Source organism: Pseudomonas sp. ENNP23 (assembly GCF_001728945.1).
Lineage (GTDB): Bacteria > Pseudomonadota > Gammaproteobacteria > Pseudomonadales > Pseudomonadaceae > Metapseudomonas > Metapseudomonas otitidis.
This window is the reverse complement of record NZ_LYSP01000002.1, coordinates 203355-226063: the sequence shown is the minus strand read 5'-3', so window position 1 is coordinate 226063 and position 22709 is coordinate 203355. Positions and strand designations below refer to the sequence as shown.

Genomic DNA, 22709 nt, shown 5'->3' with positions numbered 1-22709 from the left:
CCTGCGTGCCTGCCAGTGGTTCGCCGCGCGCCAGGACTGGCCGGCGGCCATCGAGCACGCGCTGGAGGCCAGCCAGCCCGAAGTGGCCGTCAGCCTGCTGCAGCACTACGGCGTGCGCGAGCTGTTCATCGGGCGCAACGCCGCCTTGCTGCTGCGTCTGCACGCCGACGTGGGCGAAGACCTGCTGCGAATCTCGCCGCATTCCCTGCGGCTGCTGGCCGGCGCCCTGCTGTTCGCCGGGCGCCTGGATGAAGCGGCGCGCTGCATCGCCGAGCAGGGTCGCTTCCTGCCCCAGCCGGATGCCCGCCAACAGCGGCGCCTGGTGGCTTACTGGCAGGCGCAACACGGCCTGCTGGCGCACTTCCAGGGTGACGGGCCCAATGCCCGGCTGCACCTGGGTGAAGCCCTGGTCGGCCTTGATGAGGACGCCTGGGACCAGCGGCTGATCTGCTATTCCGCGCTCACCCAGCAGGCCCTGCTGGCTGGCGAACTGGACCAGGCCCAGTCCCTGAACCGCGAGGCCCTGGTGCTGGCACGCAGCCAGGGCTGTCTGCTGCTGGAAGCCTTCCTCGAACTCGACCACGCCCAGTTGCTGGAGCACCGGGGCGCGCTGCTGCGGGCCGATGCCGTGCTGGAGCGGGCGCAGACCTTTCTCATGGGGCAGGCGCTGGACGCCAGCCCGCTGCTGGGCCGCATCGCCTTGCGCCGGGGCCGCCTGGCCCTGCGCCAGGGCCAGGAGAACGCGGCCCGCCAGCACTACCAGTCCGGCCTGCGCGAGGCCCGTGCCTGCGAGGACTACCGGGCCCTCTACGGCTACCTCGGCCTGGCCGTGCTGGATGCCAACCAGCGCGCCTTCGACCAGGCCTTCGACCGCCTGCGCGAGGCCGAGCGCCTCATGCAGTTGCGGCACATTCCCGAGCGGGTCTACCGCGCCGTGTTGCTGCAGGTGAGCAGCAGGCTGCTGCTCATGCAGGGCCGCGCCGGCCAGGCCCGCCATGCCTTGCTGCGGGTGCTGCGGCACTTCCGGGGCGAACACGCCGTGCAGGCGCCGCCGGCGACCCTCGACCTGATCCCGCGCATCGAATGGCAACTGGCCCTGGCCGAGTTGTACGAAGGTGAAGTGTTCAACGCCCGGCAGCGGCTGCTCGGGCAGTTGCAGAAGGCGCGGGAGAAGGGGCTCCAGGCCCTGGAGGTGGAAGTCCACCTGGCCCTGGCGGAAACCGAATACCTCAGCGGCGAGGCCGGCACCGCCGCTGCCGTGTTGCGCAACGCCCTGGCCCTCGCCAGCCAGTTGAACCTGCAACAACCGGTGCGCGAACTGCGCCTGCGCCAGCCGGAGATGCTGCGTGAACTGGGGGTGGAGGAGGGCGAAGCATTGGACGAGGACAGCGGCCCGCTGAGCCCCCGCGAGCTGGAAGTGCTGGGGCTGATCGCCCAGGGCAGTTCCAACCAGGAAATCGCCGAGCGCCTGTTCATCTCCCTGCACACGGTGAAGACCCACGCCCGGCGCATCAACGGCAAGCTCGGGGTCAAGCGGCGTACCCAGGCGGTGGCCCACGCCAAGGCGCTGGGCCTGATGTAGCGGTCAGTGCAGCGGCGGCGGGGCACCCAGTTGTTCCAGGCGGCGGCTGAGCAGCAGCCGCTGGGTCGCGTCTTCGCACAGCAGCAGCGCCCGCTCCAGGTCGTAGCGTTCGGCCTGGGGGCACTCCAACTGCTTGTAGATGTCGGCCCGCGCCAGGTGGTCGATCAGGTTGGCCGGGCCCAGTTCCAGCACCCGCTCCGCATCCTTCAGCGCCTCCTCCACCTGCTCGGCCTGCAAATGCAGCAGGCGCAGGTTGCGGGACAGCCGCTGCAGTTGCTCCAGCGCCGAACAGGGGCGCATGTGCTCGGCCAGCAGCTCGGCTTTCGGCCCCAGGGTGCGCAGCAGCAGCTCGCGGCAATCCCGAGGGTAGAGGCGGCGGCCGGTGCACGGGTCCAGCAGGTGGTCGGCGGCGGGCACCCGCACCAGGAAGTGGCCGGGGAAATTCACCCCCGCCAGGGGAATCTCCAGGCGCGCCGCCAGTGCCTGGGCCACCAGGGCCAGCGACAGGGGCTGGCCCCGGCGCCGCACCAGCACCTGGTCGAGCAGCGCGGCGCGTGGCTGCAGCGGCTGGTCGTCTTCCTCGCAGAAGCCCAGCTCCGCCATCCGCCGCAGCAGCGGTTGCGCCAGGTCCGCCGGCGGCGCTTCGGGCAGCCCGGCGGCCACCTCCCGCAGCAGGTGGTCGAACACCCGCAGGGCGTCGGCCGGTGCCCGGCTCGGGTCATGCTCGGCGGCGATCCACAGGGCCGCCTCCAGCAGCGCCGGCGGGGTTTTCTGCACACAGTCCAGGCAGTGTTGTCGCGGGGTCATCGGGGCTCTCCGTGTCGCCTCTGCGGTTTGTAGCCGGACCGTCCGCCTTCGTCCAGTGGGTCGGCGGCCGGGTTCCGGTGGGCGGCCTATACTCCCTGGCAACCTCAGCAAGGGGCCCGCCATGTTCAACCAGATGGAAGGCGCTCGGCTCGAAGCGCTCCACCTCGCCCAGGACCCGGTCACCGGCCTGCGCGCGATCATCGCCATTCACGACACCCGCCTGGGGCCGGCCCTCGGCGGCTGCCGCTACCTCGCCTACCCCGACGACGACAGCGCGTTGCGCGACGCCATCCGCCTGGCCCAGGGCATGAGCTACAAGGCCGCACTGGCCGGGCTGCCCCACGGCGGCGGCAAGGCCGTGATCCTGCGGCCTGCCCACGTGCCCGATCGCGCTGCGCTGTTCGAAGCCTTCGGGCGCATGGTGGAGAGCCTCGGCGGTCGCTACATCACCGCCGTGGACAGCGGCACCTCCAGCCTCGACATGGACTGCGTCGCCCTGCACACCCGCCACGTCACCAGCACCCAGGCCGACGGCGACCCCTCGCCCTGCACCGCCCTGGGGGTGTTCGCCGGCATCCGCGCCAGTGCCCTGGCACGCCTGGGCAGCGACGACCTGGAGGGCCTGCGCATCGCCGTGCAGGGGCTCGGCAACGTCGGCTACGCCCTTGCCGAGCAACTGGCCGCAGCCGGCGCCGAGCTGCTGGTCAGCGACCTCGACCCCGGCCGCGTGCAACTGGCGGTGGAGCAGTTGGGCGCCCACCCGGTGGCCAGCGAAGCGCTGCTCACCACCCCCTGCGACATCCTCGCGCCCTGTGGCCTGGGCGGTGTGCTCAATACCCAGAGCGCCCCCCAGTTGCGCTGCGCCGTGGTGGCCGGGGCGGCGAACAACCAGTTGGCCAGCCCCGACATCGCCGACCTGCTGGAAGCGCGCGGCATCCTCTACGCGCCCGACTACGTGATCAATTCCGGAGGCCTGATCCACGTTGCCCTGCGTCACCGGGGCGACGACATGCCGGCCATCACCGCGCACCTGGCGCGGATCAGCCAGCGCCTGACCGACATCTACGCCCACGCCCAGGCCGACAAGCGCTCACCCGCGCGGGTCGCCGATGCGTTGGCCGAGCGCCTGCTCTACGGCTGAGCGGCGCCCACGCGGCCCGGCCGGGATCCAGACCGGGCCAGGTTCGGCGCCATGAGCGCCGTCATCCCTGCGCACCCACAAGGTGAGGAGGCGACATGCACACACGGATCGACCTGCCCCATACCCGCTACCTGGCGGCCGACGGGAGCCCCGTCGGCGACCTGCCGCCCTGGGCGGATGACTTCAACCTGCTGGCCCGGCTCTACCGGCGCATGCTGCTCACCCGCCTGTTCGACCAGAAGGCCGTGGCCCTGCAACGCACCGGCCGCATCGGCACCTACGCGCCCACCCTCGGGCAGGAGGCCATCGGCGTCGGCATCGGCGCGCGCATGCAGCCCGAGGACGTGCTGGTGCCCTACTACCGCGACACCGCCGTGCAACTGATGCGCGGCGTCGCCATGGAGGAAATCCTCCTCTACTGGGGCGGTGACGAGCGCGGCAGCGCCTACGCCGAGCCCGCCGCCGGGCAGGACTTCCCGCTCTGCGTGCCCATCGCCACCCAGGCCCTGCACGCCTGCGGGGTGGCCACCGCCTTCAAGATCCGTGGCGAGCACCGTGTCGCCGTCACCACCTGCGGCGACGGCGCCACCAGCAAGGGCGACTTCCTCGAAGCACTCAACGTCGCCGGCGCCTGGCAGTTGCCGGTGGTCTTCGTGGTCAACAACAACCAGTGGGCCATCTCCGTGCCCCGGCGCATCCAGTGCGGCGCGCCGACCCTGGCGCAGAAGGCCCTGGGCGCCGGCTTCCACGGCGAACAGGTGGACGGCAACGACATCCTCGCCGTCTACGACCGGGTCGGTGCAGCCATCGAACGCGCCCGCCAGGGCAAGGGGCCGACCCTGGTGGAATGCCTCAGCTACCGCCTGGGTGACCACACCACCGCCGACGACGCCACCCGCTACCGCAGCGCCGAGGAGGTGCACCAGGCCTGGGAAGAGGAGCCCATCAAGCGCCTGCGCGCCTACCTCGCCGCCAGCGGCGTATGGGACGAAGCCCGCGAGCAGGCGCTCATCACCGACTGCCAGCGCGAGGTGCAGGCCGCAGTGGAGCGCTTCGAGCACGCCGGCCACGAAGGCCCCGAAGCCGTGCTGGATCACGTCTATGCCCGCTGGCCGGCAGCCCTGGCCGACCAGCGCGACCTGGTGCTGGAGCGTGCCGCGCGCCGCGAGGAGAACCGCCATGACTGACACCCCCAAGCGCAGCCTGCTGGAAGCGGTGAACCTGGCCCTGCACCGCGCCATGGGCGAAGACGAGAACGTGGTGGTGCTGGGCGAGGACGTCGGCGTCAACGGCGGCGTGTTCCGCGCCACCCTCGGACTGCGCGATGCCTACGGTTTCAAGCGCGTCATCGACACGCCCCTGGCGGAAACCATGATCGCCGGGCTCAGCGTCGGCATGGCCGCCCAGGGCCTCAAACCGGTGATGGAGATCCAGTTCCTCGGCTTCATCTACGCCGCCATGGAGCACCTGGTGTCCCACGCCAGCCGCCTGCGCAACCGCACCCGTGGGCGCCTGTCCTGCCCACTGGTGGTGCGCAGCCCCATGGGCGCCGGCATCCGCGCGCCGGAGCACCACAGCGAAAGCACCGAGGCACTGTTCGCCCACCTGCCCGGCGTGCGCGTGGTGATCCCCTCGTCGCCGGCCCGCGCCTACGGCCTGCTGCTGGCCGCCATCGACGACCCGGACCCGGTGATCTTCCTCGAACCCACCCGGCTCTACCGGATGAACCCGCAACCCCTGGTGGACGACGGCCGGCGCCTGCCGCTGGACCGCTGCTTCACCCTGCGCGAGGGCAGCGACCTGACCCTGGTGACCTGGGGCGCCAGCGTGCTGGAAACCCTGGAGGCCGCCCGGCAACTGGAGGCGCGCGGCATCAGCGCCGAGGTGATCGACGTCGCCTGCGTCAAACCGCTGGACCTGGAGACCCTCGAAGCCTCGGTGCGCAAGACCGGCCGCTGCATCATCGTCCACGAGGCGCCGCGCAGTTGCGGGGTCGGCGCCGAGATCGCCGCCAGCCTCTACGAGCGTGTTATCACCGACCTGCAGGCCCCCATCCTGCGGGTCACCGCACCGGACATCCCGCCGCCGCTCTACCGACAGGAATCCCTCTACATCCCCGGTCCCGACGACATCCTCGCCGCGTGCGAGCACGTCCTCGACCCCGCCTGAGGAGACGACCATGAACTACTTCAAGCTGCCCGACCTCGGCGAAGGCCTGCAGGATGCCGAAATCGTCGAATGGCACATCAAGCCCGGCGACCGCGTGCACGCCGACCAACTGGTGGTCTCGGTGGAGACCGCCAAGGCCCTGGTGGACATCCCCGCCCCGCGCGACGGCGTGGTCGCCAAGCTGTTCGGCCAGGAGGGCGACATCCTCCACGTCGGCGAACCGCTGCTGGCTTACGAAGGCGCGGACCAGGACGCCGGCACCGTGGTCGGTCGCCTCGACGGCGGCGGCGAAAGCCATGCCGACCAGTTCTTCATCGGTGCCGCACCCTCCACCCAGGAACACCTCGCCCCCCGCGCCACCCCGGCCGTGCGCCAACTGGCCCGGCAACTGGGGGTGGAGCTGGTCGGCCTCGCCGGCAGCGGCGCCGACGGGCTGATCACCCGCGCTGACGTGGAGGCCGCCGCCCAGCATGCCCGCGACCGTTTCGGCGGCGACCGGCTGCGCGGCGTGCGCCGCAGCATGGCGATCAACATGGCGCGCTCCCACGCCGAGGTGGTGCCGGTGACCCTCTACGGCGACGCCGACCTGCACCGCTGGGCCCAGGCCCGCGACCCGCTGATCCGCATCGCCCAGGCCATCGCCGAAGCCTGCCGCGCCGAGCCGATCCTCAACAGTTGGTTCGACGGCCGCATGCTCGCCATCCGCCAGCACGAGCAACTGGACCTCGGCATCGCCGTGGACACCCCCGACGGGCTCTTCGTCCCCGTGCTGCGCAAGGTCGGCGAGCGCAGCGCCGAGGACCTGCGCGACGGCATCGCGCGGCTGCGCGCCGACGTCCAGGCACGCTCCATTCCTCCCCAGGAAATGATGGGCGCCACCCTCACCCTGTCCAACTTCGGCACCCTGTTCGGGCGTTACGCCAACCCGGTGGTGGTGCCGCCCCAGGTGGCCATCATCGGCGCCGGCGGCATCCGTGACGAAGTGGTGGCCTGGGAGGGCCAGCCGGCGGTCCATCCGGTGCTGCCGCTGTCGATCACCTTCGACCACCGAGCCGTCACCGGCGGCGAGGCGGCGCGCTTCTTCAAGGCCCTGGTGCAGGCGCTGGAACGGCCCTGATCGACCTTTGCGGGCCCCGTTATACGGGGCCTGCAGAGGTTTTCCACAGGGTGCCCTGGCGACCCTCGTGTCCCTGTTGCTCCCCATCCCCCGGGCGCTTGCGTCGGGTGGTGCGGAACGCCTGTCGGTCGACCATCAACAGCCATTCACAGTGGCTGGCGCTGGGCTATAACTCCCTATGCCCTGAGTCAACTATTCCTTTGCTTCGGAGAAGCCATGGACGTGCACGCTTCAGCTGTTCCGTTCGACCCGACGTCTTCCCTGCCCCAGGCCCGGTTGCATGCTGCGGACCAGTTGATGACCCGGCTGGAGCTTTCGGCCGATGGGCAGGTGCTGGACGCCAACCCCCGCTTCCTGGCCATGCTGGGTTATGAACTGGCCGACCTCCAGGGCCAGCACCACCGCATCCTGCTGCCCCCGGAAGACGCCGGTGCCCCTGCCTACGAGGCGTTCTGGGCGGACCTGCGCAAAGGCCAGGCCTGGGAGGGAGAGTTCCACTACCGCGACAGCCAGGGGCGCGATGTCTGGCTGCGCGGTGGCTGTTGCCCGTTGCTGGATGCCGAAGGGCACACCCAGCGCATCATCGAATACGCCATCGACCTGACCGAGCAGAAGCACCTCACCGCCAACTTCCAGGGCCAGCTCGATGCGCTGAGCCGGGTGATGGGCAAGGTGGAGTTCGCCCTGGACGGGACCATCCTCGACGCCAACCCGCGCTTCCTGGAAACGGTTGGTTACTCGTTGGAGGAGCTGAAGGGCCAGCACCACAGCCGCCTGGTGGACCCGGACTATGCCCAGTCCGCCGACTACCGCACCTTCTGGGACACCCTGCGGCGCGGCGAATACCTGGCCGGCGAGTTCTGCCGGGTGGCGAAGGACGGGCACGAAGTGTGGATCCAGGGCTCCTACAACCCGGTGCTGGACCTGGACCGCAAGCCCTGCAAGATCGTCAAGTTCGCCACCGACATCACCGCCCAGGTGGAGCAGAACCGCCAGCTCAAGCAGGCGATGGAGGAGGCCGAGGAGGCCGCCCGGGTGCGCGAGGAACTGCACAAGTCACTGCAGGAGATGTCCACCCCGGTCACCCCCATCTGGGACGGCATCCTCCTTCTGCCGCTGGTGGGCATCATCGACTCCATGCGCACCGCCGACGTGATGAACAAGTCGCTGACCAAGATCGCCGAGACCCGTGCCCGGGTGTTCGTGCTGGACATCGCCGGCGTCGCCACGGTGGACACCGGGGTCGCCAACCAACTGATCAAGATCACCAAGGCCACCCAGTTCATGGGCTGCGAGGCGATCATCTCCGGGGTGTCCCCGGCCATCGCCCGGACCATGGTGGAGCTGGGCGTCTCGGTGGGTGACATCCGCACCACCGCCACCCTGCGCGACGCCTTCGAAATCGCACTGAAGCGAGTCGGTTCCGCGCTCTAGGAGGCGGTCATGGAGTGGGAAAGCAACGACCTGGGCATCGCCGACGTCGCCGAGTGCATCGTCGTCAGCATGCGCCCGGACCTGGGCGACGAGGGTATGCAGCGGCTCACTCAGGTGCTGTCCCAGCGGCTGCTCACGGGGCGTCAGCACGCCGTGCTGCTGGACTTCTCGGCAGTCACCCTGCTGGATCACCACGAGTTCCGCGAGGTGCGCAAGCTGGCGGATGTGTGCCGCCTGCTCGGTGCCATCTGCCTGCTGGTGGGGTTGAACCCCGGCATCGCCGCGTTCCTCGCACTGGCCGACGCCGAACCCGGCCCGTTGCGCTGCTTCCTCGACATGGACACTGCGCTGGCCAATGCGCGCGACCGCCGTGAGGAGCCCTAGCATCATGCCCCACGAGCCGGAGGCCCGAGAGGTCCGCTATTCGCTGCGCCACGAAGTCGACCTGCACCTGGCAGTGATGTCCGTGCGCCGCCTGCCCTTTCTTGCCGGCCTGCCCGAGGTGGATCGCGCGATGCTTTCCACCGTGGTCTCCGAACTGGGCAGCAACATCCTCAAGTACGGCGTGAGGGGCGAGGTCACGTTGTCGCTGCACCAGGCCGAGGGGCGCCCCTGCATCGACATCGTCGCCTGCGACCAGGGCCCCGGCATCGCCGATGTGGCGCAGGCCGTGCAGGACCACTACAGCACCTCGGGCACCCTCGGGCTGGGGCTGCCCGGCGTCCGGCGGATGATGTCCGAACTGTCCATCAGCCTGCCGCCGGAGGGCGGCACCCGGGTGCAGGCACGCAAATGGCTGGGGCCGGCGCCGACGTCAGCGCGGCTGTCCGTGCCGAAGGCCGAGGCCGGCGGCCAGGGGCTGCGGCTGGCCTGGGCCAGCGAGAACCGCCCCTGCCAACCTGAGCGGGTTTCCGGCGACCTGGCCTTCGTCCGCCCGGTGCCGGGCGGGGTGCTGCTGGTGCTGATCGACGTGAGCGGTCATGGCACCTCGGCCCATCAACTGGCCCAGGCCCTGGAGGCGGTGTTGCAGCAGACACTGGAGCAGGAGCCGGCCCGCCTGCTGCAGGTGCTGCACCAGCATTGCATCGGCACCCGTGGCGCGGCAGCGGGGGTGGCGCTGGTCAACGGCGAGCGCGGCGAACTGAGCTACGCCGGCATCGGCAACACCCGCATCTGCCTGCGCGGGCGTGAAGCCTGGCGTGGCGTCTCCCGCGATGGGGTGCTCGGCGAGCGCTTTCCCACGCCCCTGCTGCAGCACCAGCCACTCGCCCCGGGAGACGTGGTGATGCTGTATTCCGACGGCATCAGCGAATCGCTCAATCTGCGCGACGGCCTGCTCGACCTGGGCGCCGATCCCGCCGTCCTGGCGCACCAGGTCATCACCCACAGCGGCCGCAGCACCGACGATGCGAGCTGCATCGTGCTGCGGGTGCACGCAGGCGAGGGCGGCTAGATGCGGCAGGCGATCGGCGACATCACCCTCAGCGGCCCCGGCGCTGCGCTGGCCGCCCGGCGCAAGGTAGCGCGGGTGCTCGAATGCATCGACACGACCGCCACCTTCATGGTTCCGCTGGCGAACACCACCTCCGAGCTGGTGCGCCAACTGGCTGCGTATCTTCCTGCCCTGCGCCTGCAGGTCTGGCTCGACGCAAAGCGCCGGGAGCTGCTGCTGGACCTGTCGGCGGACCAGCCGCTGCAGTATCACCTGCCCGAGGCGGTGTACGGGGGCGTCCGCCTGGACGTCCTGGCGGAGAACAACCTGGCCCTGTGCTGCCGCCTGCCCCGCTGGCCCGATGCCGAGCTGCAGCAGCGTATGCGCCAGCAGTTCGCCGAACCGACCCGGGACGAGCTGTTCGCCCTGATGCAGGCCAAGAATCGCGAGCTGGAGGAAGCCTACGTGCTGGCGGAGAGCGCCACCCACGCCAAGAGCGACTTCCTCGCCAACATGAGCCACGAGATCCGCACGCCGATGAACGCCATCCTCGGCATGGCCCACCTTGCGCTGCAGACCGAACTGGACCCGCAGCAGTTCGACTACCTCAGCAAGATCCAGCGCTCGGCCCAGCACCTGTTGGGGATCATCAACGACATCCTCGACTTCTCGAAGATCGAGGCCGGCAAGCTGGACCTGGAGCGCATCGAGTTCGACCTCGACCATGTGCTGGAGAACCTCGCCACCCTGGTGGGGGAGAAGGCCGAAGCCAAGGGCATCGAGCTGCTCTTCGAGATCGATCACCGCCTGGACACCCTGCTGCTGGGCGACCCGCTGCGTCTGGGGCAGATCCTGATCAACTACGCCAACAACGCGGTCAAGTTCACCGAACAGGGTGAGATCCTGGTCAAGATCAGTTGCCTGGAGACCTGGCCGGACGAAACCCTGCTGCACTTCTCCGTGCAGGACAGTGGCATCGGCATGAGCCCGGAGCAGCAGCAGTGGCTGTTCCAGTCCTTCCAGCAGGCCGACACCTCCATCACCCGCAAGTACGGCGGCACCGGGCTCGGCCTGGCCATCTCGCGGCGGTTGGCCGAGCTGATGGGCGGCGAGGTGGGGGTGCAGAGCGAGCTGGGCCACGGCAGCACCTTCTGGTTCACCGCCCGGTTCGGTAGGGGGCAGCGGCGTGCCCGTTATCTGCCGAGCCTGGACCTGCGCGGCCGGCGCATGCTGGTGGTGGACGACAGCGCCAGCGCCCGCAACATTCTCGCCACCCTGCTCGGCAGCATGACCTTCGTCGTGGACACCGCCGAGTCGGGCCAGCAGGCGCTGAACATGATCGCCGCTGCCGAACAGGCCGGGCGGCCCTACGCTGTGGTGCTGCTGGACTGGCGCATGCCGGGGCTGGATGGCATCGAAACCGGGCGCCGGCTGATCGCACGCGGGATGACAAGCCGGCCCTATCGCATCATGGTCACCGGCCATGGCCGCGAGGAGGTGTTCCGCCAGGCCGAGGGCGCCGGGTTCGACCGGGTGCTGGTCAAGCCGGTGTGTGCTTCTGTGCTGTTCGACACCCTCATCGGCCTGTTCGGCCAGCAGGCGACGGCGTTGCCCACCCGTAGCAGCGGGCCGCCGGTGCCTCAGTGCTTCGACGGCGCGCGGGTCCTCCTGGCCGAAGACAACGAGTTGAACCAGCAGGTGGCCAGGGAGCTGCTGCGCCTGGTGGGCATCGAGGTGGCGGTGGCGGACAACGGCGCCATCGCCGTGGACCTGGCTGCCCAGGAACCCTTCGACCTGATCCTGATGGACATGCAGATGCCGGTCATGGATGGGCTGGCCGCGACCCGCTGCCTGCGCGAGCGCGAACAGGACGGTGGGCGCATTCCGATCCTGGCGATGACCGCCAACGCCATGGCCGGCGACCGCGAGCGCTGCCTGGCCGCCGGCATGGACGACCACATCGCCAAGCCCATCGACCCCGAGAAGCTGTACGCCGCCCTGCTGCGCTGGCTGCCCGCCTTCGCCCACCAGGCCGAGCCGCCGAGCGAGACAGTGGCCCCGGTCCCGGCCTCGCCGGAACATGGGCTGGAGCCACTGCAGGCGCTGGGCCTGAACGCCGAGGTGGCGCTGCAGCGCCTGATGCACAACTGGCAGTGGTACGAAGACCTGCTGCGCAGCTTCGCCCGCCAGGGCAGCCAGCCCATGCAGAACCTGGTCGCCGCCCTGCAGGCCGGCCAGCGGGAGGAGGCGCACCGCCACGCCCACACCCTCAAGGGCATCGCCGCCACCCTGGGGGCCGAATCGCTACGGGCGCTTTCGGCCCGGCTCGAAAGTGCCCTGGCGGGCCAGGAGGAACTCGGCGGCCTGCTGCCCTTGGCCGAGGAGGGCGTGCAGGAGCAGCAGCGCCTGGCCGACGGGTTGCAGGCGCTCCTGCCGCCTGAGGCAACCGCCCCGCCCAGCGAGGCGCTGCCCGATATGCCCGGCCTGCTGGCCCGCCTGATGGCGCTGCTGGCCGAGGACGATGCCGATGCCGTGGCCCTGTTCCAGCAGCACCGGCCGTCGCTCGACGCCGCCCTGGGCGAAGCCGCGTCGGCCATCTCGGAGGCGATGACGCAGTTCCGCTTCCCCGATGCCCTGGCGCATCTGCATGAAGTCCGGGCCGCCCGGCCCGATCTGTTCAAAACGGAGTGAGGTGCTCTCGATGCTCAATCTCATGGATCCCGACAGCAAACCCACCCTGCTGGTGGTCGACGACACACCGGAGAACCTCTCGCTGCTCAGCGCCCTGCTGTCACCCCACTACCGGGTCAAGGTCGCCATCAATGGCCAGCGCGCCCTGGACATCCTCGCGTCGGGCACTCGCGTGGACCTCATCCTCCTCGACGTGGTGATGCCTGACATGGATGGCTACCAGGTGATGCAGACGCTGCAGGACATGCCCCAGGCACGCGGCGTGCCGGTGATCTTCCTCACTGCCCAGGTGGAGGAAAGCGCCGAGGCCCATGGGCTCGCCCTGGGCGCCGTGGACTACATCCACAAGCCCATCACCCCCGCCATCGTCCTCGCCCGGGTGCGCAACCACCTGGAGCTGAAGGCCGCGCGGGACCTGCTGTACAACCAGAACGCCTACCTCGAACAGGAAGTGGAGCGGCGCACCCGCGAGAACGAACTGATCCAGAACATCACCATCCACTCCCTCGCGTCCCTCGCCGAAACCCGCGACAACGAGACCGGCAACCACATCCTGCGCACCCAGCACTACGTGAAGCTGCTGGCAGAGGAACTGTCCGATCACCCGCGCTTCCAGGACGAGCTCACGCCCAAGACCATCGAACTGCTGTTCAAGTCCGCTCCCCTGCACGACATCGGCAAGGTCGGCGTGCCGGACCGGATTCTGCTCAAGCCCGGCAAGCTGGAGCCGGAAGAGTTCGCCCAGATGAAGAGCCACCCGGTCCTCGGCAAGGAAGCCATCGTCCACGCCGAGGACGCCCTGGGCGTGGAAGTGGAGTTCCTGCGCCTGGCCAAGGAGATTGCCTGCTACCACCACGAGAAGTGGGACGGCAGCGGTTACCCCCATGGCCTTGTTGGCGATGAGATTCCCCTGTCCGCCCGGCTGATGGCCCTGGCCGATGTGTACGACGCGCTCATCAGCAAGCGCTGCTACAAGGCCGCCATGCCCCATGACGAAGTCGTGCCGATCATCCTCGCGGGGCGGGGCAACCACTTCGACCCGGACATCACCGACGCCTTCGCCCGCATCCACCCCCAGTTCCAGGAGATCGCCCGGCGCTTCCATGACGACTAGGCCAGCGGCATGCCCGTAGCCCGGGCTTCAGCCCGGGAAGACCGAACGGTACGGGTCTCCCCGTGGGAGAGAATCCAATTGCGATCAGGCCCGGCGCCCGGGCTTTCGCGGTTGAAACCGCTCCCACAAGAAGCGCTATGCCTCTAACCCAGATGCACCAGGCTCGGCATGTCTTCCAATGGCACCCAGAGCTCGCCCTGCCAGTTCAGCATCACCACCCGCGTGCCCTGCCACCTCAGCAGCACCCGGCGTGGCGCGTTGCCGTCCGCCGCGTGGGCGTCGCGCAACGTAGGGATCACCTCGCGATTCAGCCAGCGCTCCAGGTGGGCGTTCTCCGGATGGCCGAAGCGCACCAGCGCCTTGTACAGGCCGGCTTCGCTGATCACATCCACCGGCTCTTCAAGGCTGCTGGAACAGGCAAGGAATACGCGCCGCGCATGGTCGCTGCCCACGCGGCGGTGCAAGGTCTGCGGATGCTGCATGCCCAGGAGACGGGCGAAATCCACCGCGACGAACCAGGGCTGGTTGTCCAGCATCAGCGCACGCAGCGGGCGGTTATGGCGGAGGAAGGTCAGGGCGGGATATGCATCGTGCATCGTGAAGCTCCATCTCTGGGGAAAGGAGCCGCCACTCTGTTTCGTCAATGTAAGGGTGGCGGACCACGTGGGGTTGACGAACCGGCGAGATGTAGACCGGCAGACCTTTCGGTCTCCCCACGCAGTCCGCCATAGAGCGATGTGAAAGTAATGGGCAAACGCATACTTCCACATGTGCCAGGGGCACGATGCGCCATCTCTTCAGGCCGTCAACGCCTGGTCACGGGATTGACCGCGACCGCCGGAGGATAGGGAGGGGGTATTGAGCGAACAATCGGCCCGCCTCGGGCATTGTCCTTTCCCGCTGTGGGAAAACGCCTCAAGTCGACCCGTATCGCCGAGCCGCCACTGCACACCATCCCGTAGGGTGGGCTTTAGCCCACGCGGTGCTCGGCAACTGCAAGGTGATTGCCAGGGCGAGGAAGCCGAAGAGAAAACCGGGGACGTAGAGGCGGGCAAGCAGGAATCGCATGGCGGAAGCTCCTTGGACGAGGGGCTTCCAGCGTGGCGGCAGGCGGTCACCGGGGCTTGAACAAACGGCGCAAGGTGCCGGCGCGAAATAAAAAAAGCCCGCCGGGGCAGCGGGCTCGGTGCAGGACGGGCATCGCCTGCAAGCGGGGGAATCGGTCACTGCGCCTCGGCGGACTCCAGTTCGGCCAGGGCGTCGGGTTGGTTCTTGAAGGCGCGGGCGAAGATGTCGCGGTTGCGGGCCATGTAGATGCCGAGGTCTTCGACCTGCTGCTCGCTGAGGGAGGGCACGGCCTTGTGCAGCACGCCGGCCAGGGACTCGGCCAGCTCCAGCATCTTGTCGTAACGATCCGCTTCGGCCTTATCCATGAACAGGCGCTCCGGATCGCGGCTGCTGCGGTACACCACTTCGACGGCCATTCATCACCTCTCACCTTTGCAAGCGTCAATATGGGAATACTGTATGCGCGTACAGTATTTGGGGCGTTACCTTTCGTCAACGATTTCTTTTCATAGCCCAGCCTTCGGCTTCGTGCTTGTCGACCTGCGACATCCTGTCCCGTGGCGCAACGTCGCACCTTGGCATCTCATCCGCTGCCGTGGCCTCGCTCGTGCATGGACGAATCGTCATGCACAGGTGCCACGCTAGGCCAACCAGACGTACCGGGGAGTAAAGACGTGAAGATCAAATGGGCGGAAACCTTGCGGGAGAACATGCACGGGCTGGCCGAGTCGCTGGGCAACCTGCTGGTGGAGGCGTTCCACTACCTGGCGCTGTTCGCCATCGGCGGGATCACCGCCTGGGCGGCGGTGGTGGCGTTCCTGGGGATGGTGGAGAAGGGGCACATCACGGTGGATGACATCCTGCTGCTGTTCATCTACCTGGAGCTGGGGGCGATGGTGGGGATCTACTTCAAGACCAACCACATGCCGGTGCGTTTCCTGATCTACGTGGCCATCACGGCGCTGACGCGCCTGCTGATCTCCGACGTTTCGCACCACAACCGGCCGGACGAGAGCCTGGTGTACGTCTGCGGTGCGATCCTGCTGCTGGCGCTGTCGATCCTGGTGGTGCGCTACGCCTCGTCGCGCTTCCCGGCGGTGGCCAGCGAAACCACCCACCCGCGCCGCAAGTTGCTGGATTCGCGGACCGTGGACGACGAGTCCTGACCTCAGTAACCCGCCCCCAGGCTGCTGCTGCCGGTGCCGCCCACCGGTGAGTGGGCCTGTGCTGGCAGGGGCTTGCCGCTGGTCATGGCGGTGAGCATTTCGCTGACGTTGCCGCCTTTTTCGATGGCGATGCCGAAGCGGATGCTCTCGATCACCCGCGCAAGGCGCTTCGGGTCGTTGCGCTGGGCGGGGCTGATCATCCGCCGTGCCACCACGCCCTTGTCGTCGGCGAGGGTCAGCATGATGTTGCCGTCGAGCCGTTCCAGGCTGAGGTTGACCCGGTAATCGGCCTGGAAGGCGTCGGTCAGGATCTGGAAGGGGTTGTACATGGTGAGCCACCTGGTTGATGCACTGGATCGATTGACTGGGGTGGCCGTTGCAAAGTTCGAACCGATTGGACGAATGGAACGTCGGTTTCGCCCCGCCTGCCGCAAACGGCAAACCTCGGGTCGCGCGGCCCGGCGGCACTTGCGCTGGGGAAGGGCGGCGTGACAGCATTCGCAACTGCAATTATTTCGCATTTGCGTTGGACGCCCGCCGAGGCCAGCCGTGTCGCTGCAACCTACCTCCCCCATCACCGAGCTCTATCGCGGTCATCACAGTTGGCTGCTGGGCTGGCTGCGGCAACGCCTCGGCTGTCCGCACAACGCCGCCGACCTGGCCCAGGACACCTTCGTGCGGGTGCTGCAACAGCGCGAGCCCCGCGAGGTCCGTGAACCGCGCGCGTTCCTCGCCACCATCGCCCGGGGCCTGCTGGTGGACCATTACCGCCGCGCCAGCCTGGAGCGCGCCTACCTGGAGGCACTGGCCAGCCTGCCCGAGCATGAGGCGCCTTCGCCCGAGTCCCGCGAGCTGATCCTGGAAACCCTGCTGGAGATCGACCGCCTGCTGGATGGCCTCAAGCCCCGCGTGCGCGAAGCCTTCCTGCTGTCCCAGCTCGATGGCCTGACCTACCCGCAGATCGCCGCGCGCCTGGGGCTGTCGGTGAGTTCCATCCAGCAGTACATGACCCAGGCCCTGACCCATTGCTACAAGGCGGTCTATTCATGAGCGCACTCGACCCCCAGGTGGTGGAGCAGGCCATCGCCTGGCGCGTGCGCCTGGCTTCCGGTACCTGTGCGGCCGAAGCCTTCACGGCCTGCCAGCAGTGGCGGAGCGCGCATCCCGAGCATGAGCTGGCCTGGCAGCGGCTGGAGGCCCTGGGTGGGCGCTTCGCCGGCATCCCCGCAGCCCTCGGCCACGCCGCGCTGGAGGGCGCCCGGCATGACCCGCAGCGCCGTCGGGCGCTCAAGGCCCTGGCGATCCTGCTGGCCGCTGGTGGCGCCGGCGTGCTGGGCGTGCAGGGGCCGTCCGCCTTCCAGCCCTGGCTGGCCAACCTGCGCACCGGCACCGGCGAGCGCCGTTCCGTGGGCCTGCCGGATGGTGGCCGGCTGCACCTGAACGCCGGCAGCGCCGTGGACATCGACTACGACGCCGACCGTCGCCTGCTGCGCCTGTACCAGGGCGAGATCCTCGTCGAGACCGCCACCGACCCCTCCCGCCGTCCGTTCCTGGTGGATACCGGCGCCGGCCTGCTGCGGGCCCTGGGCACCCGGTTCCTGGTGCGCCAGCGGCCGGACCGCATCCAGCTCGCCGTATACGCCGGCGCGGTCGAAGTCAGCCCCCGCGAAGGCGCTGCCCGGGTCCTGAAGGCGGGCTGGCAGAGCCAGTTCGACGCCCACGGCATGGCCGATCCCCAACGTGCCGAGGCGGACCGCGCCGGTTGGCTGGACGGCGTACTGGTGGCCAGCGACATGCGCCTGGACGAGTTCGTCGCCGAATTCGACCGCCAGCGCCACGGCGTGCTGCGCTGCGACCCGGCGGTGGCCGGGTTGCGCATCTCCGGGGTGTTTCCCCTGGACGACAGCGAGCGTGCCCTGGCTGCCGTGGCCCGCACCTTGCCGGTCCAGGTGGTGTACCGCACCCGCTGGTGGGTGACCCTGGCCCCTGCCAGCGCCTGAGTGCCTGGCTGGCTGAAAATAATTCTCATGAAGTTCTGCAGGTTTTCCGAACTCGTTCGGCCTCCCTTCGCATCCCCATTCTTCATGGCTTCGAAGGACCCAACATGGCCGTTCAACGTTCCCCGGAATCCCTTGCCCGCGCCGTGCGCGCGGCCCTGCTCAGCCTCAGCCTGCCGCTGGCGGCATTGCCCACCCTGGCGCTCGCTGCCCCGGTCGCCCAGGAGTACCGGGTCCCCGCCGGTTCGCTGGACAGCGCCCTCAATGCCTTCGCCCGCCAGGCCGGCGTACTGCTGAGCTTCGATCCGGCGCTGACCGCAGGCCGGCGCAGTTCTGGCCTGCAGGGGCGCTATCCGGTGGAGCAGGGCTTCGCCCAACTGCTGGCTGGCTCCGGCCTGCGTGCCCACCAGATGGCCGATGGCGGCTATCGCCTGGAGCCGGCCCCGTCCGGCGACGGGCAACTGGAGCTGGACAGCCTGAACATCACCGGCAGCCCGGTGGGCGACACCGCCGTCGGCCCGGTGGGCGGCTATGTGGCCAAACGCACCCGCAGCGGCACCAAGACCGACGCCTCGATCCTCGAAACCCCACAGTCCATCACCGTGATCAGCCGCGAGCAGATGCAGGCCCGCGGCGTCGCCACGGTGGAGGAGGCCCTGCGCTACAGCCCCAGCGTCAGCACCCCCTACGGCTACGACCCGCGCTACGACTGGATGAGCCTGCGCGGCTTCGACGCCAAGGGCTCCACCTACCGTGATGGCCTGATGCTCAACCGCAGCACCTACGGCCTGGCCCGCCCGGACGCCTACCTGCTGGAGCGCGTGGAAGTGCTGCGCGGCCCGGCTTCGGTGCTCTATGGCCAGAGCGAGCCCGGCGGCATCGTCAACCTGGTGAGCAAGCGCGCCCCGGACACCCCGCTGCACGAAGTGCGCGTGCGCGCCGGCAGTGATGACCTGGGCGAACTGGCCGGGGATTTCGGCGGCCCCCTCGATGACCAGGGCCAACTGCTCTACCGCGTCACCTTCCTCGGCAATGACGCCAATGGCCAGGTGGACAAGACCGGCAACCAGCGCCAGGCCCTGGCCCCGACCCTCACCTGGCGCCCCAGCGACGACACCGAGCTGACGCTGTTCGGCATGTACCAGAAGGACGAGGGCGACTTCGCCTTCAGCCGTCGCTTCTCCCCGGTGCTGATGAGCGCCTTCCGCCTGCCGGCCAACCGCGACGACGACTTCTACGAGGGGGAACCGGGCTTCAACCGCTTCTACCGCGCCTACACCTCCTTCGGCTACGAGCTGTCCCACCGCCTGAACGACAGTTGGACCCTGCGGCAGAACCTGCGCTACGAGCGGATGAACTTCGACTACCGCTACCTCAACACCAGCGGCGTCTCCTTCGCCGGCACCACCCTGTCGCGCACCGCCAACGACAAGGACGAGCAGTTCGACGGCTGGACGGTGGACAACCAGGCCCAGGTGAACTTCGACACCGGCCCGCTGGCCCATACCCTGCTGATGGGCCTGGACTGGCGCCGCGTCTCGGCCCACGAGATCAGCCGCTTCGGCAGCGCCCCCAGCCTGAACCTGCTCAACCCGGTGTATGGCCAGACGGTGCCGTGGCCGGCCAAGGATGCCGACAACGACATCACCCGGCGCCAGACCGGTTTCTACGCCCAGGACCAGATCGCCTTCGACGACCACTGGCACCTGCTGCTGGGGGGGCGCTACGACCTCGCCCGCAGCGAGACCGAGAGCCACCTCAACGGCTCGCGCACCAGCCGTGACGACGAAGCCTTCACAGGCCGTGTCGGCCTGGTCTACGTCGCCGACAACGGCCTGGCGCCCTATGTCAGCTACAGCGAATCCTTCAACCCCAGCACCTCCAGCGACCCGCTCAGCGGCCGGCCCTTCGACCCGGAAACCGGCAAGCAGTACGAGGTGGGCATCAAGTTCCAGCCCCAGGGCGCCCGCAGCTTCGTCAGCCTGGCGCTGTTCGACATCACCAAGCAGAACGTCGTCAGCACCAACCCCAACAACCCCAACGAGCGTCGCCAGGTCGGCGAGGTGCGCAGCAAGGGCCTGGAGATCGAGGCCCTGGCCAACCTGGCCGACGGCCTCGACCTGACCGCCAGCTACAGCCGCACCAATGCGCGCATCCAGAAGAGCGTCAACGCCTGGGAAGAGGGCGCGCGCCTGCAATTCGTGCCTCGCGAGCAGGCCGGCCTGTGGCTGGACTACACCCTCCAGGGCGGCCCCCTGGCGGGCTTCGGCGTCGGGGGTGGCGCACGCTACATCGGCGAGACCTCCTTCACCGGGCAGAACCCCTTCTTCGGGCTGTACGGCCCCCGCGTGCTCGAAGTGGAAACCGGTGGCTACACCCTGTTCGACGCCAGCATCCACTACCAGCTCGACGGCCTGCGCCTGGCCCTCAACGCCAGCAACCTCGCGGACAAGGAGTACGCCAGCTCCTGCGACGCCCAGGCCTGCTACTACGGCTACGGTCGCACCCTGACCGCCAGCGCCACCTACAACTGGTAACCCCATGAAAGGAACGACGTGAGCAACGCCACCCCCTCCACGCGCCGGGCCGTCGCCTCGCGCGTGCTGGCGGCAGTGGTCGGTGGATATGCGGTGGCCTACCTGGCCACCGCCTTCCTTACCGTCCACCTGCCGCTGGCCCGTGCCGACCGTGTCACCTTCGCCAGCCTGGGCTGCTTCGCGGTGTACACGGCGGCGATCCTCTATGCCTTTGGTGCCCGCTCGGCCTGGCGTGCCTGGCTGGTGCTGGCGGGTCTGGCCCTGCTGCTGGCCCTCGCGGCCTACCTGCCCGGTGACTACGGAGTGCGTCCATGAGCCTGCGACAATCCATGGCCGGCCTGCACACCTGGGGCGGCCTGCTGCCGTCCTGGCTGCTGTTCGTCATCCTCTTCGGCGGCAGCCTCGCCTGCTTCGACAAGGAGCTGGAGCGCTGGATGCGCCCCACCCTGCAGGTGCCGGGCGAACAGGCGCTCTCCCTCGACCGGGTGCGCGAACTGCTGCTGGCCCAGGCCCCTGATGCCCATGCCATCTGGATGCGCCCGCCGAGCGAGCGCGAGCCGTTCTGGTGGGCCGGCTACGAGCCGGCGGACGAAAGCGAGATCCGCCGCTTCGCCCTCGACCCGGCCACGGGCGAGGTGCTGCCGGACACCCTCGGCGGTCGCTTCTGGTTCACCCTGCACTACGACCTCCACGCCGGCATGGTCGGGCTGTACATCGTCGGCCTGGCCGGCCTGTTCATGCTGGTGGCGCTGGTCAGCGGCGTCATCATCCACCGGCGCTTCTTCAAGGACTTCTTCACCCTGCGGCCCAAGGCCAACGGCCAGCGCGCCTGGCTCGACGCCCACAACCTGTTCGGCGTGCTCGGGCTGCCGTTCCACCTGCTGATCGCCTACACCGGGCTGGTCATCTTCGTCGTCTACTACATGCCGGCCGGTATCCAGCGCGCCTATGGCGGCGACGCCAAGGCCTTCTTCGGTGACGTGCTGGGCCGCTACGAACGCGAAGCGGTGCAGCGCCCCGCCCCGCCGCCGGTATCCCTCGATGGCCTGCTGGCGGATGCGCGACAGCGCTGGGGCGGCGGCGAGCCGGGCTGGATCAGCGTCCACCACCCTGCTGACGAGGCCGCCGTGGTGGACATCCGCCGCAGCGATGCACGGCGGGTGGCGGGCTTCCAGTGGACCCTCTCCTACGACGCCGGCAGCGGCGAGCTGCTGCACGAGCAGAAGCCCTACCTGGCGGGTTATCGCAGCTACACCTGGCTCAGCAACCTGCACATGGCCCAGTTCGGCGGGCAGATCGTCCGCGCCCTGTACCTGCTGCTGGGGCTGATGGGCTGCGCCATGGTGGTGGGCGGCCTGCAGGTGTGGCTGGCCAAGCGCGAGGCACGCGGCAGCCGGGGCATCGGCCTGGTGCGCGCGCTGAACGGTGCGGTGATCGGCGGCCTGCCCATCGCCAGCCTGGCGCTGCTCTGCGGCAATCGCCTGATTCCTGCCGACCTGGCCGAGCGTGCCAGCGCGGAAGCCTGCGTCTTCGTCGGTGCCTGGCTGCTGGTAGCGGCCTGGGCGGTGCTGCGACGCAACAGCGGCCGGGTGGCGCGCGACCTGCTCGCCGTCTTCGCCCTGCTGGCCCTCGGGCTGCCGCTGCTCAATGCCTTCACCGGTGACCAGGCCAGCCTGCTGGCCAGCGTCGGCCGTGGCGACTGGGCGCTGGCGGGGATCGACCTGAGCCTGCTCGGCTGCGGGCTGCTCTGCGCGGCGCTGGCCTGGCGCCGCTCGCAACCCCGTGCCGTGCCCGCCCCCAGCGTGCGCCGCCAACTGGCAGAGGAGGGCGCCTGATGCTGCTGCTCGGATTCGCGTTCTGCTACCTGGCCATGACGGCGCTGAGCCTGGCCATGGCCCGCCACCACAAGGCGCTGTTCCAGGGGACGCTGTCCCAGGCACGGGCGCGCCTGCTGCGCGGCGTCGCGGTGCTCGCTTTCGGCGTCGGCCTGGCGTTGGCCGTGAGCGACCAGGGTGGCGAAATCGGCACCATCCTCTGGCTCTGCCAGGTGATGCTCGCCGGCCTGCTGGTGGTGGCCCTGCTGGCCTGGCGGGGTCGTTGGGTGCTGCCGGCAGCCGTCCTGCTGCCGTTGGGGAGTGGGGTGCTGGCGCTGCTTTGATGGGTGGGCCTGCGGCCCGCCGGGCGACTGAAGTCGCCCCTGCAGTGATGGCGCGGTGGGCAGATGCTTGGCCCACGCAGAGGTTGTCGCTGCGCGGGGGGATGGCGCTCTTTCCATCCACCAACGGTGTGGTCGGCGGCTCCGGCGGTGGGCTGAAGCAGAACGCCGCCCGGCCCACCCTACCGCCCCGTTACGGCTTTCCCCGGGGTGGTTTCAACCGCGATGGCGTTTGCAGCCGTAGCCCGGACTTCATTCCGGGGTTGCCGGGGGTCCGCTCCCGGGCTGAAGCCCGGGCT

General features: G+C 69.2%; 21 protein-coding genes. 17 read left to right on the top strand and 4 right to left on the bottom strand.

Annotated features, from left to right (window positions below; translation table 11 throughout):
• Positions 1 to 1582 (top strand): LuxR C-terminal-related transcriptional regulator (locus A9G05_RS02210; RefSeq protein WP_069559424.1); only part of this gene is annotated, 1582 nt, incomplete at its 5' end.
• 3 nt (positions 1583 to 1585) lie between these two features.
• Here the strand turns inward: A9G05_RS02210 and A9G05_RS02205 are convergent.
• The gene (locus tag A9G05_RS02205; protein WP_069559423.1) at positions 1586 to 2389 is read right to left on the bottom strand and encodes a SirB1 family protein; all 804 of its coding nucleotides are present in this window, start codon (positions 2387 to 2389) and stop codon (positions 1586 to 1588) included.
• A 121-nt stretch (positions 2390 to 2510) separates the two neighbouring features.
• Between A9G05_RS02205 and A9G05_RS02200 the strand changes: the two genes are divergently transcribed.
• From A9G05_RS02200 to A9G05_RS02160, 9 genes are all read left to right on the top strand, one after another.
• Positions 2511 to 3530, top strand: coding sequence for a Glu/Leu/Phe/Val dehydrogenase dimerization domain-containing protein (locus A9G05_RS02200; protein WP_069559422.1), 1020 nt, complete (start codon positions 2511 to 2513; stop codon positions 3528 to 3530).
• A gap of 95 nt (positions 3531 to 3625) precedes the next feature.
• On the top strand, positions 3626 to 4717 hold the full coding sequence (gene pdhA / locus A9G05_RS02195) for a pyruvate dehydrogenase (acetyl-transferring) E1 component subunit alpha (RefSeq protein ID WP_069559421.1): 1092 nt from the start codon (positions 3626 to 3628) through the stop codon (positions 4715 to 4717).
• The gene (locus A9G05_RS02190; protein WP_069559420.1) at positions 4710 to 5699 is read left to right on the top strand and encodes an alpha-ketoacid dehydrogenase subunit beta; all 990 of its coding nucleotides are present in this window, start codon (positions 4710 to 4712) and stop codon (positions 5697 to 5699) included. Before pdhA ends, A9G05_RS02190 begins: the two co-directional genes overlap by 8 nt.
• Positions 5700 to 5709: 10 nt before the next feature.
• The gene (locus tag A9G05_RS02185) at positions 5710 to 6816 is read left to right on the top strand and encodes a dihydrolipoamide acetyltransferase family protein (RefSeq protein WP_069559419.1); all 1107 of its coding nucleotides are present in this window, start codon (positions 5710 to 5712) and stop codon (positions 6814 to 6816) included.
• Positions 6817 to 7032: 216 nt separating this feature from the next.
• Positions 7033 to 8250 carry a PAS domain-containing protein gene (locus A9G05_RS02180; RefSeq protein WP_069559418.1) on the top strand — a complete coding sequence of 406 codons (1218 nt, stop codon included), beginning with the start codon at positions 7033 to 7035 and terminating at the stop codon, positions 8248 to 8250.
• 9 nt (positions 8251 to 8259) lie between these two features.
• Positions 8260 to 8634 (top strand): anti-anti-sigma factor, encoded by a 375-nt coding sequence (locus A9G05_RS02175; RefSeq protein ID WP_069559417.1) that lies wholly within the window; start codon positions 8260 to 8262, stop codon positions 8632 to 8634.
• 4 nt (positions 8635 to 8638) lie between these two features.
• Entirely contained in the window at positions 8639 to 9703 is a 1065-nt protein-coding gene (locus A9G05_RS02170; protein WP_069559416.1) for a SpoIIE family protein phosphatase, read from the top strand.
• Complete coding sequence (locus A9G05_RS02165; protein ID WP_069559415.1) at positions 9704 to 12373, top strand: response regulator; 2670 nt, start codon at positions 9704 to 9706, stop codon at positions 12371 to 12373. It begins immediately after the preceding gene.
• 10 nt (positions 12374 to 12383) lie between these two features.
• Positions 12384 to 13487 carry an HD-GYP domain-containing protein gene (locus A9G05_RS02160; protein WP_069559414.1) on the top strand — a complete coding sequence of 368 codons (1104 nt, stop codon included), beginning with the start codon at positions 12384 to 12386 and terminating at the stop codon, positions 13485 to 13487.
• Positions 13488 to 13630: 143 nt separating this feature from the next.
• Here A9G05_RS02160 and A9G05_RS02155 read toward each other — a convergent pair whose 3' ends face one another.
• Positions 13631 to 14083, bottom strand: a complete 453-nt coding sequence (locus A9G05_RS02155; RefSeq protein WP_044404412.1) for a BRO family protein — start codon at positions 14081 to 14083, stop codon at positions 13631 to 13633.
• Between the two features lie 627 nt (positions 14084 to 14710).
• Entirely contained in the window at positions 14711 to 14971 is a 261-nt protein-coding gene (locus tag A9G05_RS02150; RefSeq protein WP_069559413.1) for a YebG family protein, read from the bottom strand.
• Positions 14972 to 15229: 258 nt separating this feature from the next.
• Between A9G05_RS02150 and A9G05_RS02145 the strand changes: the two genes are divergently transcribed.
• Complete coding sequence (locus A9G05_RS02145) at positions 15230 to 15721, top strand: phosphate-starvation-inducible protein PsiE (RefSeq protein WP_069559412.1); 492 nt, start codon at positions 15230 to 15232, stop codon at positions 15719 to 15721.
• 2 nt (positions 15722 to 15723) lie between these two features.
• On the opposite strand, the gene A9G05_RS02140 is transcribed toward A9G05_RS02145, so the two are convergent.
• Complete coding sequence (locus A9G05_RS02140; protein ID WP_069559411.1) at positions 15724 to 16050, bottom strand: DUF3509 domain-containing protein; 327 nt, start codon at positions 16048 to 16050, stop codon at positions 15724 to 15726.
• A 226-nt stretch (positions 16051 to 16276) separates the two neighbouring features.
• Between A9G05_RS02140 and A9G05_RS02135 the strand changes: the two genes are divergently transcribed.
• The 6 genes from A9G05_RS02135 to A9G05_RS02110 all read left to right on the top strand — a co-directional run bounded on the left by A9G05_RS02135 (position 16277) and on the right by A9G05_RS02110 (position 22413).
• Entirely contained in the window at positions 16277 to 16771 is a 495-nt protein-coding gene (locus A9G05_RS02135; RefSeq protein ID WP_069559428.1) for a sigma-70 family RNA polymerase sigma factor, read from the top strand.
• On the top strand, positions 16768 to 17721 hold the full coding sequence (locus A9G05_RS02130; protein ID WP_069559410.1) for a FecR domain-containing protein: 954 nt from the start codon (positions 16768 to 16770) through the stop codon (positions 17719 to 17721). Before A9G05_RS02135 ends, A9G05_RS02130 begins: the two co-directional genes overlap by 4 nt.
• Before the next feature lie 104 nt (positions 17722 to 17825).
• Entirely contained in the window at positions 17826 to 20255 is a 2430-nt protein-coding gene (locus A9G05_RS02125; protein ID WP_069559409.1) for a TonB-dependent siderophore receptor, read from the top strand.
• An 18-nt stretch (positions 20256 to 20273) separates the two neighbouring features.
• Positions 20274 to 20570, top strand: coding sequence for a DUF3649 domain-containing protein (locus tag A9G05_RS02120; RefSeq protein WP_069559408.1), 297 nt, complete (start codon positions 20274 to 20276; stop codon positions 20568 to 20570).
• Entirely contained in the window at positions 20567 to 22090 is a 1524-nt protein-coding gene (locus A9G05_RS02115; protein WP_069559407.1) for a PepSY domain-containing protein, read from the top strand. The genes A9G05_RS02120 and A9G05_RS02115 overlap by 4 nt, the downstream gene beginning before the upstream one ends.
• Positions 22090 to 22413, top strand: a complete 324-nt coding sequence (locus A9G05_RS02110; RefSeq protein WP_069559406.1) for a DUF3325 domain-containing protein — start codon at positions 22090 to 22092, stop codon at positions 22411 to 22413. Before A9G05_RS02115 ends, A9G05_RS02110 begins: the two co-directional genes overlap by 1 nt.
• Positions 22414 to 22709: the final 296 nt, after the last annotated feature.